At 64.1% G+C, this 12654-nt stretch carries 14 protein-coding genes; 11 read left to right on the forward strand and 3 right to left on the reverse strand.

The features are described 5' to 3' along the window. Positions 1-33: 33 nt before the first annotated feature. Positions 34-1272 (reverse strand): NADH:flavin oxidoreductase/NADH oxidase family protein, encoded by a 1239-nt coding sequence (locus AC5P66_RS15355; RefSeq protein ID WP_495216489.1) that lies wholly within the window; start codon positions 1270-1272, stop codon positions 34-36. 88 nt (positions 1273-1360) lie between these two features. On the opposite strand from AC5P66_RS15355, the gene AC5P66_RS15360 reads away from it, so the two are divergent. Next, positions 1361-1840 (forward strand): MerR family transcriptional regulator, encoded by a 480-nt coding sequence (locus AC5P66_RS15360; RefSeq protein ID WP_495216490.1) that lies wholly within the window; start codon positions 1361-1363, stop codon positions 1838-1840. Between the two features lie 16 nt (positions 1841-1856). Here AC5P66_RS15360 and AC5P66_RS15365 read toward each other — a convergent pair whose 3' ends face one another. Further along, complete coding sequence (locus AC5P66_RS15365; RefSeq protein WP_099495544.1) at positions 1857-3068, reverse strand: MFS transporter; 1212 nt, start codon at positions 3066-3068, stop codon at positions 1857-1859. A 129-nt stretch (positions 3069-3197) separates the two neighbouring features. Next, complete coding sequence (locus tag AC5P66_RS15370) at positions 3198-3617, reverse strand: HD domain-containing protein (protein WP_049415052.1); 420 nt, start codon at positions 3615-3617, stop codon at positions 3198-3200. A 130-nt stretch (positions 3618-3747) separates the two neighbouring features. Here AC5P66_RS15370 and AC5P66_RS15375 point away from each other — a divergent pair, with 130 nt between their 5' ends. The 10 genes from AC5P66_RS15375 to AC5P66_RS15420 all read left to right on the forward strand — a co-directional run bounded on the left by AC5P66_RS15375 (position 3748) and on the right by AC5P66_RS15420 (position 12601). After that, positions 3748-4005: a hypothetical protein gene (locus AC5P66_RS15375; RefSeq protein WP_005417248.1), complete on the forward strand. Its 258-nt coding sequence runs from the start codon at positions 3748-3750 to the stop codon at positions 4003-4005. Between the two features lie 35 nt (positions 4006-4040). After that, positions 4041-5720 carry a type IV secretory system conjugative DNA transfer family protein gene (locus tag AC5P66_RS15380; RefSeq protein WP_049415055.1) on the forward strand — a complete coding sequence of 560 codons (1680 nt, stop codon included), beginning with the start codon at positions 4041-4043 and terminating at the stop codon, positions 5718-5720. Positions 5721-6144: 424 nt separating this feature from the next. After that, entirely contained in the window at positions 6145-6591 is a 447-nt protein-coding gene (locus tag AC5P66_RS15385; RefSeq protein ID WP_032954281.1) for a hypothetical protein, read from the forward strand. An 89-nt stretch (positions 6592-6680) separates the two neighbouring features. Continuing rightward, the gene (locus tag AC5P66_RS15390; protein ID WP_099495543.1) at positions 6681-7751 is read left to right on the forward strand and encodes a VirB8 family type IV secretion system protein; all 1071 of its coding nucleotides are present in this window, start codon (positions 6681-6683) and stop codon (positions 7749-7751) included. Then, positions 7748-8527 carry a TrbG/VirB9 family P-type conjugative transfer protein gene (locus AC5P66_RS15395; protein ID WP_032954280.1) on the forward strand — a complete coding sequence of 260 codons (780 nt, stop codon included), beginning with the start codon at positions 7748-7750 and terminating at the stop codon, positions 8525-8527. The genes AC5P66_RS15390 and AC5P66_RS15395 overlap by 4 nt, the downstream gene beginning before the upstream one ends. Then, on the forward strand, positions 8524-9777 hold the full coding sequence (locus tag AC5P66_RS15400; protein WP_099495542.1) for a TrbI/VirB10 family protein: 1254 nt from the start codon (positions 8524-8526) through the stop codon (positions 9775-9777). Before AC5P66_RS15395 ends, AC5P66_RS15400 begins: the two co-directional genes overlap by 4 nt. A gap of 14 nt (positions 9778-9791) precedes the next feature. Next, positions 9792-10835 carry a P-type DNA transfer ATPase VirB11 gene (virB11, locus tag AC5P66_RS15405; RefSeq protein WP_099495541.1) on the forward strand — a complete coding sequence of 348 codons (1044 nt, stop codon included), beginning with the start codon at positions 9792-9794 and terminating at the stop codon, positions 10833-10835. Positions 10836-10838: 3 nt separating this feature from the next. Continuing rightward, positions 10839-11822 (forward strand): lytic transglycosylase domain-containing protein, encoded by a 984-nt coding sequence (locus AC5P66_RS15410; protein ID WP_099495540.1) that lies wholly within the window; start codon positions 10839-10841, stop codon positions 11820-11822. A 73-nt stretch (positions 11823-11895) separates the two neighbouring features. Continuing rightward, positions 11896-12300: a TrbC/VirB2 family protein gene (locus AC5P66_RS15415; RefSeq protein ID WP_005417229.1), complete on the forward strand. Its 405-nt coding sequence runs from the start codon at positions 11896-11898 to the stop codon at positions 12298-12300. Then, the gene (locus AC5P66_RS15420; protein ID WP_005417227.1) at positions 12293-12601 is read left to right on the forward strand and encodes a VirB3 family type IV secretion system protein; all 309 of its coding nucleotides are present in this window, start codon (positions 12293-12295) and stop codon (positions 12599-12601) included. The genes AC5P66_RS15415 and AC5P66_RS15420 overlap by 8 nt, the downstream gene beginning before the upstream one ends. Positions 12602-12654: the final 53 nt, after the last annotated feature.

A 12654-nucleotide genomic window follows, 5' to 3' on the forward strand; every position in this document is an offset into this window, starting at 1 on the left:
GAGCATCGATTCGGTGATGAGAAGCCTGCCCGCTCAGTATCCTCCTGCGCGTGCACCGATCCAGCGCCGGTAGCGGCGGGTTCGGCACTTTGCGGCCGCCTGTGCCAGCAGCAGTGCCCAGACGGGCGAAACACCCGGCGCCGTGGGCCGGAGCCTGCTCAGCCGCGTCAACTGGTACTTCACTGCGGCCATGTGTGCGCTGGCGGCCAATGGTTTGCTGCGCCAGTCGATGGTGCGCAGTGTCGGTACCGGGTCGTGGCCCTGCTGCCAGCGGTGTGGCAGATCCGGCTCGATCGCCAGCGCGGTGGCGATGCCGACCATGGCCACACCGCTGTCAAGTACCTGATCGGCCACGGCGCGACGGCGGATGCCACCGGTGACCATCAGCGGCATCGTTGCCACCGTGGCGATCTCACGCGCGAACTCGAGGAAGTAGGCCTCGCGGGCCAGGCTGCGCTGGTCGCGCGCGGCACCGGTCATGGCCGGTGCTTCGTAGCTGCCACCGGACAGTTCGACCAGGTCCACGCCGAGCGGCGCCAGCATTTCCACCACTGCGCGCGCATCCTCGGGCGAGAAGCCACCGCGCTGGAAATCGGCGGAATTGAGCTTCACGGCCACCGCGAACGTGGGCGACACGGTGGCGCGCACCCCCTGCACGATCTCCAGCAGCAGGCGCGCACGGTGGTGCAGGCTGCCGCCCCAGCGGTCGTCGCGGCGGTTGGACAGCGGCGACAGGAACTGGCTGAGCAGGTAACCGTGCGCGGCATGGATCTGCACGCCACTGAACCCGGCGCGCTCGGCCAGCTCGGCGCTGCGGATGAAGCGGGCGATCACCTCTTCGATGTCCGCCTCGGTCATCGCCCGCGGCGGTGCGAACTGCCTGGACAGCGCGCCCATTTCCAGGGCGACGGCTGACGGCGCGAGTGCCGGTTGGCCGAGTGCGGCCGGCATCTGCCGCCCGGGATGGTTGATCTGCATCCACATCTGCGCGCCCCGTGAGCGTGCCGTTTCGGCCCAGGCGATGAAGCGGTCAAGGTGGCGATCATCTTCCAGTACCACGCCGCCGGGGCCGGTCATCGCGCGGCCATCGACCATCACGTTGCCGGTGATGATCAGTCCTGCGCCGCCATCGGCCCAACGCTGGTAGAGCTGCAGCAGCGCAGCGCACGGCGCGTGGTCGGCGTCGGCCATGTTTTCCTCCGTCGCGGCCTTGGCAATGCGGTTGCGGATGATGGCACCGGAGGGTAGTGCCAGGGGCGAGAACAGCGACATCGGACAGCTCCACGACAGGGGAATGGCGCTACGCTAACCTTCAAGTTTTATTGAAGGTCAACAGGTCCCATGGCGAGGATTCAGGCAGATGAAGATCGGTGAGCTGGCCCGCCTCACGGGCCTCGCGGCGTCGCGCATTCGTTTCTATGAAGACGCGGGGCTGCTGGTGCTGCAGCGCCAGGCCAATGGCTACCGCGACTATCCGGAACAGGCGGTGCTGTTGCTGGAGTTGATCACGGGCGCGCAGCGTGCAGGCTTCAGCCTGGAAGAGATCCGCGCCCTGCTGCCACCGGACATGGGTCAGTGGCAGCATGAGGCGTTGATCACGATGCTGCAGCAGAAGGTGGCTGACATCGAAGCGTTGCAGCTGCGGTTGGCAGAGAGCCGGGCGCACCTGCTGGCCCTGATCGAGGACATCCAGGCGCGGCCGGACGGCATCGACTGTGCAGCCAATTCACGGCGGGTGCTGGACCGCGTGAAGCGCGGTGAGCTGGCGAGGCCGACCCTGGCGGCCGGCGATACAGCGTTGCTGCGACCGGATCGCCGTCGCCGCAGAGGCAGCGACTGAGGATCGGGCGCAATGTTCAGTGGCTGCCGGCGACGGCGGTCTCGCGCTTCCTGTCCAGCACCACCGCCGCGCACCACAGCAGCAGGCCGCCGATTGCGGTGGCTGCACCGACATAGCCGGTACTGGCCGGGCTGAAGCCGGCGCTGATCGCCATGCCGCCCAGCCACGGGCCGAGTGCGTTGGCGGTATTGAAGGCGGCGTGGTTGGAGGCGGCCGCCAGCGTCTGCGCTTCGCCGGCCACGTCCATCAGGCGCGTCTGCAGTACCGCCGCCAGCGCGCCCATGGTGCCGACCGTGATGATCATCGGGCCGATGGTCCACACCGACTGTGCGGCCAGCGGATACAGCAGCAGCATCACGATCGACCACAGCAGCACCACGGCGGCGGCCCTGAAATGGAACTTGTCCACCAGCCAGCCACCGGCGATGTTGCCGATGATCGCGCCGATGCCAAACACGCCCACTGCCAGCGGCATCCACGATTCGGCCACGCCGGTGACCTGCACGAGGGTGGGGGCGAGGTAGGTGAACACGCAGAACATGCCGGCGAAGCCGACCGCACCGATCGCCAGCGCCAGCCAGACCTGGGAGGTGTTGAAGGCGCGCAGTTCGCGCATCGGCGAGGTACGCACTTCGTCCGGGTCCGGCAGCAGGAAGCGCGCGATCATCGCCACCGTGGCAATGGCCAGCACGCTGACCAGGGCAAAGGCGGTGCGCCAGCTCAGCTGCTGGCCCAGCCAGGTGGTCAACGGGTTGCCGACCAGGATCGCGATCGACAGGCCCAGCAGCACCCGCGACATCGCCTGGCCGCGCTGGCCGGCAGGACTGATCGCAGCGGCCACCAGCATCGCAACGCCGAAGTAGGCGCCATGCGGCAGGCCGGCGACGAAGCGTGCCACCAGCATCGTGCCGTAATTCGGTGCCAGCGCGCTGGCCAGGTTGCCGACCGCGTAGAAGCCCATCAGCGCCAGCAGCAGCTTGCGGCGCGGGAAGCTGGCACCCACGAAGGCGAGGATCGGGGCGCCGACCACCACGCCGATGGCGTAAGCGCTGATCAGGTGCCCGACCTGGGTTTCGGAAACCGACAGGCCGCGGCTGATCTCCAGCATCAGCCCCATGCTGGCAAATTCGCTGGTGCCGATGGCGAATCCACCCAGCGACAGGGCGAGGATGATCAGGGTGCGCTGGCGGGGCGTCAGCCGCGCAGCCAGGGAAGAGTTGGGGCTCATGCGGAGGGCGCGATGGGGCGGGGGGAGCCGTCCATTGTACTGCTGCACTGCAACAGGAGCAGCAGTACTCAGGGCAAATCAGCGTTTGATCGGTGACACGCCAAACCTCCGCGTCGCCTCGCGGCCGGCTCAGATGCCCAGCGCCGCCCGGGCATGAGCGTACTTGTCGCGAAGGCGCCCTGCCGTGGTCCCGTCCAGCATCGCCAGTCGCTGTGGATCGGCGTTGTCATCCAGATCGGCGCGCTTCACTTTCAGTGCCAGCGGGTGGGCGGCAATGCGCGCGTAGTAGCTGTCCGCGTCAGGAGCTGCATCGCGGTTGAGCAGTTGCACTGCCTCGCGCAGCGGCGCCGGAAATACCTCGATCCGTGCGGCAAACGCCGGGCAGTCCTCGGCCACGTCATGCAGCCAGGCCACCACTTCGGCGTCATCGTCGCCGCGCACCGCGGCTGCCACCCGCGCCACATGGCCGATATAAGGCTGGCCGGCCTTGTCGATCTGCCCCGCGTGGGCCTCGGTGGCCAGCGTACGGGCAAGTGCTACCCAGTCCATTGCAGTCTCCTTGGATGTCCGCGCACAGTTTCGCGCAAAAGCCGCAGCGGTTGTGGATGCGCCCATGACGCTGCCACGGGCATGATGGCGGAGCAGGGGGCGCAGTGTTGCCCCGACAAGGAGGAATGCGATGCAGGAATTCAGGCATGTGCTGGAAACCCGTGGCCGCTATCAGCTGGTAGCGGTGTCCTACGAGCCGGTGTACGCTCCCGGCGATGTGGTCGGCCATGCGGTCGTCGCCGACGATGGGGATCGTCTGACCGACCTGATATCACTGGCCGAAGCGCGCCAACGCTTGCTGCAACTGGTGCGTGAAGAGGGCGAGGAGCCCGGGCTGGAAAACGAGAACCACCTGCGGAAGAAGGCGTCGCGCTGGCGCCACCGCTAGGCCGTCGCGCCGCGTGCGCATCATGGAGGATTCGGGTGTTGCCCAGTAAGAAGTATCTGCTCATCGCCATCATCACGCTGGCGACCCTGCTGCTCGGTTTCGTGTTTTCCGGCTATCTGACCCTGCTGTTCCTGGGGCTGGACACCCAGCTGTTCACCTGGAACACCTACTACCAGTACGTCCACGCCATCGGCCAACCGCAGGTCGCGCCCTTCGTGGGCAAGATCAAATGGGCTGGCTACGTGGGCTTCGGCCTGCCCCTGCTGGTGCTGCTGGTCGCCGGCCTGGTGCTGCTGCTGAAGAAGGACAAGCGCTCGCTGCACGGCGATGCACGCTTCGCCACCGGCGCCGACCTGGCCAAGCACGGCATGTTCAAGAAGACTGGCCAGAGCATCGTGGTCGGCAGCCATGGCGGCAAGCTGGTGCGCCTGGACGGCCAGCAGTTCGTGATCTTGGCCGCGCCGACCCGCTCGGGCAAGGGCGTGGGCGTGGTCATCCCGAACCTGCTGGAGTACGGCGAATCACTGGTCGTGCTGGACATCAAGCAGGAGAACTTCGACCTGACCAGCGGTTGGCGCGCCAGCCAGGGCCAGGAGATCTACCTGTTCAATCCCTTCGCCGAAGATCGGCGCACGCACCGCTGGAACCCGCTCAGCTACGTCTCCGATGATCCGGCCTTCCGCGTCTCGGACCTGATGAGCATCGCCGCGATGCTGTATCCGGACGGGGCCGAGGACCAGAAATTCTGGGTCAGCCAGGCGCGCAACGCGTTCATGGCCTTCACCCTGTACCTGTTCGAGAACTGGGACGACGAGCGCAGCAGCGGTTTCCCGGGCGGCGCCGGCACGCCCACGCTCGGTGCGGTGTACCGGCTGTCCTCCGGCGACGGCACCGACCTGAAGAAGTACCTCAAGACCCTGTCGGAGCGGCCGTTCCTCAGCGCCAATGCGCGTTCGGCATTCGCCAACATGTTGTCCCAGGCTGACGAGACCTTCGCCTCGATCCTGGGCACCTTCAAGGAACCGCTCAATCCCTGGATCAATCCGGTGCTGGACAAGGCCACCAGCTGCAACGACTTCCTGCTGACCGATGTCCGCAAGAAGAAGATGACCATCTATATCGGCATCCAGCCGAACAAGCTGGCCGAGAGCCGGTTGATCATCAACCTGTTCTTCAGCCAGCTGATCAACCTCAACACCAAGGAACTGCCCAAGTCCAACCCGGACCTGAAGTACCAGTGCCTGCTGCTGATGGACGAATTCACCTCGATCGGCAAAGTCGAGATCATCGCCTCGGCGGTGTCCTACATGGCCGGCTACAACATCCGGCTGCTGCCGATCATCCAGAGCATGTCCCAGCTCGACGCCACCTACGGCCGGGAAGTGTCACGCACCATCATCACCAACCATGCCCTGCAGATCCTGTACGCGCCGCGTGAGCAGCAGGATGCCAATGACTATTCGGACATGCTGGGCTACACCACGGTGCGCAGGAAGAACGTCACCCATGCCCGCGAGAAGACCCACAACTTCACCGAGGAACGGCGCGCGCTGATGCTGCCGCAGGAGCTGAAGGCGATGGGACCGGACATGGAGGTGTTCCTGTACGAGGGCATACCGCATCCGGTGAAGTGCGACAAGATCCGCTACTACAAGGACCGCTATTTCACTTCGAGGCTGCTGCCGAAGGTGGACGTTCCGATGCTGAACGTCTAATTCACGACGCTTAATTTGTGAACTTGATTCGTAGTTAAATATGTGAATTCGTGATTTCGGTCAAGAATTTGGCATTTGTTCATGGATTTTCAGACTTGTCTGACATGGAATTGACGCGTGGTTGTGCGACCCTGTGCCTGTCGTCCAGAAGTGTGTGCTGGATGTCGGAGATGTAGCAGCAGGGTGGCCAGGAGTTTGTGCCATGGAAACAAGGATGGTTTCGACGTTGGTGAGGTATGCGGATGTGTTGTCGGCTGCGCCGATGGCCCCGCGACCTGGTTGGCAGCCTTTGGGCTGCAGGGGAGCCGGAGTGGGTGCGCTGCACACAGCGTGTCCCTCCGATTCCGGCGTGCGCGATGCAGCGCCGGACGACCAGGGGACCAATGCTCGGGACTGCTTTTTCGTACGTCAAAGTGAAGCCCGTATGAATCAGGCGTTTATCGCGAAAATGTCCATCGCCGCAGTGGCGGCGCTGATGGTGGCCGGTTGCGCCACCAAGTCCGCTCCGGATTTCGGAGGCCGCTGGAAGCCGGTCAACCGCTTTGCTGCGACGACGACCGAAATTCCGCTGTACTCCAGCTACGTCTACCAGGCCTCGCCGATGGATGGCACGCTCAAAGCCATGCTCGAGCGTTGGGCCAAGGATTCCGGGCGCACGCTGGACTACCGCCTCAGCTCGGATTTCACCCTGTATGGCGCGGTCTCGAACATCGACACCACCAACGCACAGCAGGCCGTGATCGATCTGACGGCGGCCTATGCGGCGCAGGGCATCTCCGTCTCCATCGTTGGCAACCAGATCGTTGTGCAGAGCGCTGGCTCGACGCCGACCGCGTCGGCACAGGGCGCTGATTCCAACAGCGGCACCTGAGTCCACCTCGAAATCATCGAACGTGCCGCTCCCCGCGCCTGTCGCAGGGGTGCCACGCCCATTGATGTTTCAGCAGTACGGAAGAATCCATGTTCCGCAAGAAGGATCCCGGCAATAGTCCCAAGGTCGAGCAGTCGGTCGCCAAGGCGGTCAGCTACGAGATCACCGTGGCCGACATGGCACGCCGCAGCGAGCGGCGCGCATGGTGGGTCGCCACAGGCTCGTTGCTGATGTCGCTCGCACTGGCAGGCGGCTACTACTACATGCTGCCGCTGAAGGAGAAGGTGCCGTTCCTGGTGATGGCCGATGCCTACACGGGTACGGCAACGGTCGCGCGCCTGAGTGGCACGTTCCAGGGCGAGACGATCACCACCAACGAAGCGATCAATCGCAGCAACGTCGCCCAGTACGTGCTCGCGCGCGAATCGTACGACTCGGCAGTGATGGGTCTGCGTGACTGGGAGCTGGTGTTCGTGATGTCCAGCAGCCCGGTTGCTCAGAGCATGCGTATGCGATACGCGGGAAGCAACCCTCAGAACCCGTTTGTGATGTATGGCCGCGAAAAGGCCATTCGGGTCAAGATCCTGAGCATCACGCCGCTGGGGGCTGAGCCGAACGGCAGCTTCCGCGGTGCGTCGGTGCGCATCCAGCGCAGCCTGTTGGACAAGCGGACCGGAGCATCCAGCTACCTTGATAATCAGCTGGTGACGATGCGCTTCGAGTACAACCAGAACCTGGCGTTGTCCGAGCAGGATCGCATCCTCAACCCGCTGGCGTTCCAGGTCACCGAGTACCGCGTCGACAACGACTACTCGCGTGGCGTGCCGGTGCCGGATGACGGTGCCATGCAGGCGCAGGCGCAGCAGGCCGCACAGGCCGCGCAGCAGGCGCAGGGTGTCTACGATCCCAATAATCCTGCCGCGGCCACGATGATCGATCCGGCCACCGGCCAACCGGTCGCGGCTCCGGCCAACGGCCAGTTGCCGGGTCAGCCCGTACAGGGTCAACCCATGCCGGGTCAGCCGGTGCAGGGGCAAGCAATGCCGGGGCAAGCAATGCCGGGGCAAGCAATGCCGGGGCAGGCCCTGCCCGGACAGCCGGCCATGAGGCCGGCGCAGAACAATTCCACCGGAACTGCTGATGGAGCAAGCAACCGATGAGTAGTCGAAATATCAGGGGAAGCGCGCTGGCGCTGCTGTCGATGTTGTCGTTGCTGTTCTCAGCAGCGGCGATGGCGCAGGCGGTTGACCACTACGAGTACGAGAAGGACCGCATCTATCCGGTTCGAACCGGCCTGGGCCTGACCACCCAGATCGAGTTGAGCCCGAACGAGAAGATCCTCGACTACAGCACCGGCTTCAGTAGCGGCTGGGAACTGACCCGTCGCGAGAACGTGTTCTACCTCAAGCCGAAGAACGTCGACGTCGACACCAACATGATGGTGCGCACCGAGACCCATTCGTACATCTTCGAATTGAAGGTTGTGGCTACCGACTGGCGCCAGCTGGAACAGGCTCGTCGCGCGGGCGTGCAGTACAAGATCGCCTTCGTCTATCCCAATGACACGGTTTTCGGCGTCGCTCAGGAAGCGGTCGAGGAAGAGGCCAAGCCGTTGTTGAGCTCGGAACTGGCCAAGGACCGGCAGTACAACTTCAACTACTCCTATTCGACCAGCAAGGCGAAGAAGATGGGGTGGCTGATCCCGGTCAACGCCTATGACGATGGTCGTTTCACCTATCTGAAACTGCCGAATTCGCCGGAGTACAAGACCGGCATCTTCCCGGCGGTGTTTGGTCGTGAAACGGAATACGGTGAAGACTTCGTGGTCAACACCACGGTTGAAGGCAATACGCTGATCGTGCACGGGACGTACCCGTACCTGGTCATCCGCCACGGCGACTTCGTCGTCGGCCTGCGAAGGAACGTGAAGAAATGAGCCAGCAGAACACTCCCGGAAACGACCCGAACAACGGACGCGACGAGAGCCAGAGCCCGTACGGCGCACAGGGGGCCGCAGACGCGCAGTCGAATCCCTACTTCGGCACGACTCAGGCCGAGCCCGCGCCGGATCTGGATGCGGCCGCACCGCAGCTGCGCTCGGCCGAAGAGCAGCGGTTGAACCGCAAGGCGCTGCTGTTCCTCGGCGGCATCGTGCTGTTGCTGATGGCAATGGGCTTCCTGCTGTTCCGCAAGGGGCAGGATGATGCGACCGAGCAGAACAAGCCGCGGGAAGAGGCACGTGCGACGACACCACAACTGCCGAGCGTGGGTACCGCAGCTGATCCGGCGCCGCCGGTGGCTGTTGCCGATCCGATTCCGATGCTGCCGCCTGCGCCCCAGCAGGAAGTGCCCATGCCCGGTTTTCCGTCGGCGAGCAAGCCAGACGAAGATCGCGGGCCGACGTTGATGGACCGTCGCATGGGCAGCGGTTCCGGGGTAGGGGGTGGTGACGCGGGCGCGTCGTCCGGCAGCCAGAACTCTGACTACAACCAGGCGATGATCGCTGCCATGCAGGCAGCAGCAAATCCTCAGCCCCAGCCGCAGAAGGTCCGCCGTGGCCCCGACGTGGAAAATGTCTCCAGTGCCGCCTATATCCGTAGCCCTGACGCGCTGCTGGTTCGTGGCACGTACCTGCGATGCGTGCTGGAAACGCGGATCATCACCGACGTGGCTGGCTACACCTCGTGCCTGCTGACCGAGCCGGTGTACTCGATCAACGGTCGTAACCTGCTGCTGCCGAAGGGCTCCAAGATCTATGGCTCCTACGGCGGTGGCCCGATCGGCAAGCGCGTGGAAGTGATCTGGGATCGCATCACCACGCCGAATGGCATCGACGTGGCCATGTCCAGCCCTGGCACCGATGGCCTAGGCGGGGCAGGACATCCCGGACAGTACAGTGCGCACTGGGGTAGCCGTATCGCCTCGGCGCTGATGATCAGCCTGATCGCAGACGCCTTCAAGTACGCCGCAGCCGAACACGGTCCAGAGTCGACAACGGTCGCCAGCAACGGCTTTGCGGTGCGTTCTCCCTACGAGAGTGCAACCGCTCGCACCATGGAGCGACTTGCCAACGAGGCGCTCAGCGAGCGCCGCCCGCCGACCGTGACCATCAACCAGGGCACGATCGTGAACGTCTACGTCGCCAAGGACGTCGACTTCACCAACGTGCTGCACCCCCGCCGGTAACCCAACGAACGATCATGGACGCCGAAGTGTCACCCCTCGCCCTCGTCTCCAGCGATTTCCTGCGCTATCAGTACGAAGTGCTGGGCATCGCCGAGTACATGACCTCTCCGGAAGTGACGGAAATCTGCATCAACCGTCCCGGCGAGCTGTACCTGGAAACCCGGGCGGGGTGGCAGCGGGTGGAGGTGCCGAGCCTGACGTTCGAGCGGGCCCGGCAGTTCTGCACGGCGGTGGTGAACGAGAGCAACACCGGCCAGCGCATCACCGATGCCGATCCGGTAGTTTCGCTCACGTTCCCCACCGGCCAGCGTGCGCAGTTCGTGATTCCGCCCGCGTGTGACGCTGGCAAGGTGTCGATCACCATCCGTCTGCCGTCCAAGCACACCAAGTCGCTCACGCAGTATCACGAAGACGGCTTCTTCAATCAGATCCTGGAAACCGATGGCAGCATCAGCGAGCAGGATCGCGAGCTGCTGGAGCTGCGCCATTCGCGTGAGTACGCCGAGTTCTTCCGGCGCGCGGTGATGTACCGCAAGAACATCGTGGTATCCGGCGCGACCGGCAGCGGCAAGACCACCTTCATGAAGGCGCTGGTCAACCATATCCCGGACAACGAGCGCCTGGTCACCATCGAGGACGCGCGCGAGTTGTTCCTGACCCAGCCCAACGTCGTGCACCTGTTGTATTCCAAAGGCGGGCAGAGCACCAGCAATGTGACGGCCAAGAGCTGCATGGAGGCCTGCCTGCGCATGAAGCCCGAACGCATCATCCTCGCCGAGCTGCGCGGTGACGAGGCGTTCTACTTCATCCGCAACTGCGCGTCCGGCCACCCGGGGTCGATCACCAGCTGCCACGCGGGCAGCCCGGAGCAGACCTGGGACCAGCTGGCGCTGATGGTGAAGGCTTCAGCCGAAGGTTCGGGCCTGGAGTTCAACGTGATCAAGCGGCTGTTGATGATGACCATCGACATCGTTGTGCATATCAAGGCGCATGCCGGTTCGCGCTACATCACCGGCATCGACTTCAATCCTGGGCGTGCCCAGGGGCAGGAGGGCTGAGGGATGCTGCCAGGACTGGAAATGATGGCGTGCCCGGAGATGGCCGTCTCGATGGATGTGATGCAGCACGTCATCAACGTCGAGTCATCGCGCAACCCCTACGCCATCGGCGTGGTGGGCGGTGCACTGGTGCGCCAGCCCAAGGCGCTGGATGAAGCGCTGGCGACGGTGCGCATGCTGGAAGAGAAGGGCTACAACTTCTCCATCGGGCTGGCCCAGGTCAATCGCTACAACCTGGGCAAGTACGGCCTGGATTCCTACGAGAAGGCCTTCCAGCAGTGCCCGAACCTGCAGGCCGGTTCGCGCATCCTCGCCGAGTGCTACAAGCGCTCCGGCGGTGACTGGGGCAAGTCGTTCAGCTGCTACTACTCGGGCAATTTCGAGACCGGCTTCCGTCACGGCTACGTGCAGAAGATCTACGACTCGATGCGCCGCGGCCAACAGGTCGCCAGCAATGGTGTCGCACCGATCGACGTGGTCAGTCGGGGTGAGCGCCGCGCGGTGAAGGTCGAGCATCACCCGCAGCTCGCTTCGCCGGCGCAGGCGCGCATCGTTGCGCAGTCCAATGGCCCGGTGTACGTGCCGTCGGAAGATCCCGCACGCGCCTATGTCGTGTACCCGTCCACCGGTGCGATGGCGCGGGGCAGTCTGCTGAATCTCGCCGACCAGGCGCTGTCCAAAGTGGTGCTGGGTTCAGTGGACAGGATGATGCAGCCCCAGGCGCAGCCCATCCAAGGGGCCGCCTATCCCCAGCAACAGTCCGGTGGCATGCCTCAGCAGCTGCCTCAGCAGGGTGCTGCGCAGGCCATGGCCATGCCGCAGCAGTTGCCGGGTGCTGCCGGTGCCAGCAATGAGGGGCCGGTGATGCTGCGGCCCTGGAGCGAGCGCAACCAGCCTGTGGCGGGTGCCGACAATTCGTACAACGCGCCGGTGCAGGCTGCGCCGGTGCAGCAGATTCCCGCAGGGGATGCGGCCTTCGTGTTCTGACGAAGTCGTGGTGCGGCCAGTCCCCCGGCTGGCCGATTCAGTTGTGTTAGTCCATCAACAAGGAAATCAATCCATGAAGCGATCCAATCTCGACCTCGTCCAGGCCCAGCGCACGCTGAAGACCCTGCTGATGGCCACCCTCTTTGTTGGTGCGCTGTTCGCTCCGGAGGTCTTCGCCAATCAGGGCGGCGTCAATTATGGTGGCACCGAGAAGAAGGTATGTGGCTTCTTCGACAGCATCAATGGTCTGCTGAACATGGCCTCGATCGCCGTGGTGACCATTGCCGTCATCTTCGCCGGCTACCAGATCGCCTTCGCGCACAAGCGCATTGGTGATGTGGCCCCGATTCTGATCGGTGGCGTGCTGATCGGTGCCGCTGGCCAGATCGCACGTATGCTGCTGGGTGACGACTATGGCACCTGCGAAGGCAAGACCGCCATGCTGATCCAGCAGGCTGTCCAGTATTACAGTGCATAAGAACGTCGTCTTCCGCGGCTGCACACGTCCGGCAATGTTCCTGGGCGTTCCCTACCTGCCATTCTTCATGGTGGCAGGTGGGTTGCTGCTGCTCAGCATGTATACGAACTTCTGGTTCCTGCTCACCATTCCGGTGGCGGTCTTCATCATGCGGCAGATGGCCAAGCGTGACGAAATGATCTTCCGCCTGTTGGGCCTGCGCCTGCTGTTCAAGCTGAAAGTCCGCAACGTGCAGGAACACGATGGCATGTGGGTGTTCAACCCCAACCATTACCGCGACAAACCGGCCCGAATGGACTGAGGTCCGGATCCGGCCCGCGGGCGCAAGCGTCCGTCGGGTCTGTTGAAACTTCT

The sequence above is a fragment of the Stenotrophomonas sp. YJH_SMC_122 genome (assembly GCF_059369535.1).

Bases quoted from the DNA above. Each gene is read 5' to 3' on its own strand.
- AC5P66_RS15355 (WP_495216489.1), bottom strand. From the start codon at position 1,272: ATGTCGCTGTTCTCGCCCCTGGCACTACCCTCCGGTGCCATCATCCGC.
- AC5P66_RS15360 (WP_495216490.1), top strand. From the start codon at position 1,361: ATGAAGATCGGTGAGCTGGCCCGCCTCACGGGCCTCGCGGCGTCGCGC.
- AC5P66_RS15365 (WP_099495544.1), bottom strand. From the start codon at position 3,068: ATGAGCCCCAACTCTTCCCTGGCTGCGCGGCTGACGCCCCGCCAGCGC.
- AC5P66_RS15370 (WP_049415052.1), bottom strand. From the start codon at position 3,617: ATGGACTGGGTAGCACTTGCCCGTACGCTGGCCACCGAGGCCCACGCG.
- AC5P66_RS15375 (WP_005417248.1), top strand. From the start codon at position 3,748: ATGCAGGAATTCAGGCATGTGCTGGAAACCCGTGGCCGCTATCAGCTG.
- AC5P66_RS15385 (WP_032954281.1), top strand. From the start codon at position 6,145: ATGAATCAGGCGTTTATCGCGAAAATGTCCATCGCCGCAGTGGCGGCG.
- AC5P66_RS15390 (WP_099495543.1), top strand. From the start codon at position 6,681: ATGTTCCGCAAGAAGGATCCCGGCAATAGTCCCAAGGTCGAGCAGTCG.
- AC5P66_RS15395 (WP_032954280.1), top strand. From the start codon at position 7,748: ATGAGTAGTCGAAATATCAGGGGAAGCGCGCTGGCGCTGCTGTCGATG.
- AC5P66_RS15400 (WP_099495542.1), top strand. From the start codon at position 8,524: ATGAGCCAGCAGAACACTCCCGGAAACGACCCGAACAACGGACGCGAC.
- virB11 (WP_099495541.1), top strand. From the start codon at position 9,792: ATGGACGCCGAAGTGTCACCCCTCGCCCTCGTCTCCAGCGATTTCCTG.
- AC5P66_RS15410 (WP_099495540.1), top strand. From the start codon at position 10,839: ATGCTGCCAGGACTGGAAATGATGGCGTGCCCGGAGATGGCCGTCTCG.
- AC5P66_RS15415 (WP_005417229.1), top strand. From the start codon at position 11,896: ATGAAGCGATCCAATCTCGACCTCGTCCAGGCCCAGCGCACGCTGAAG.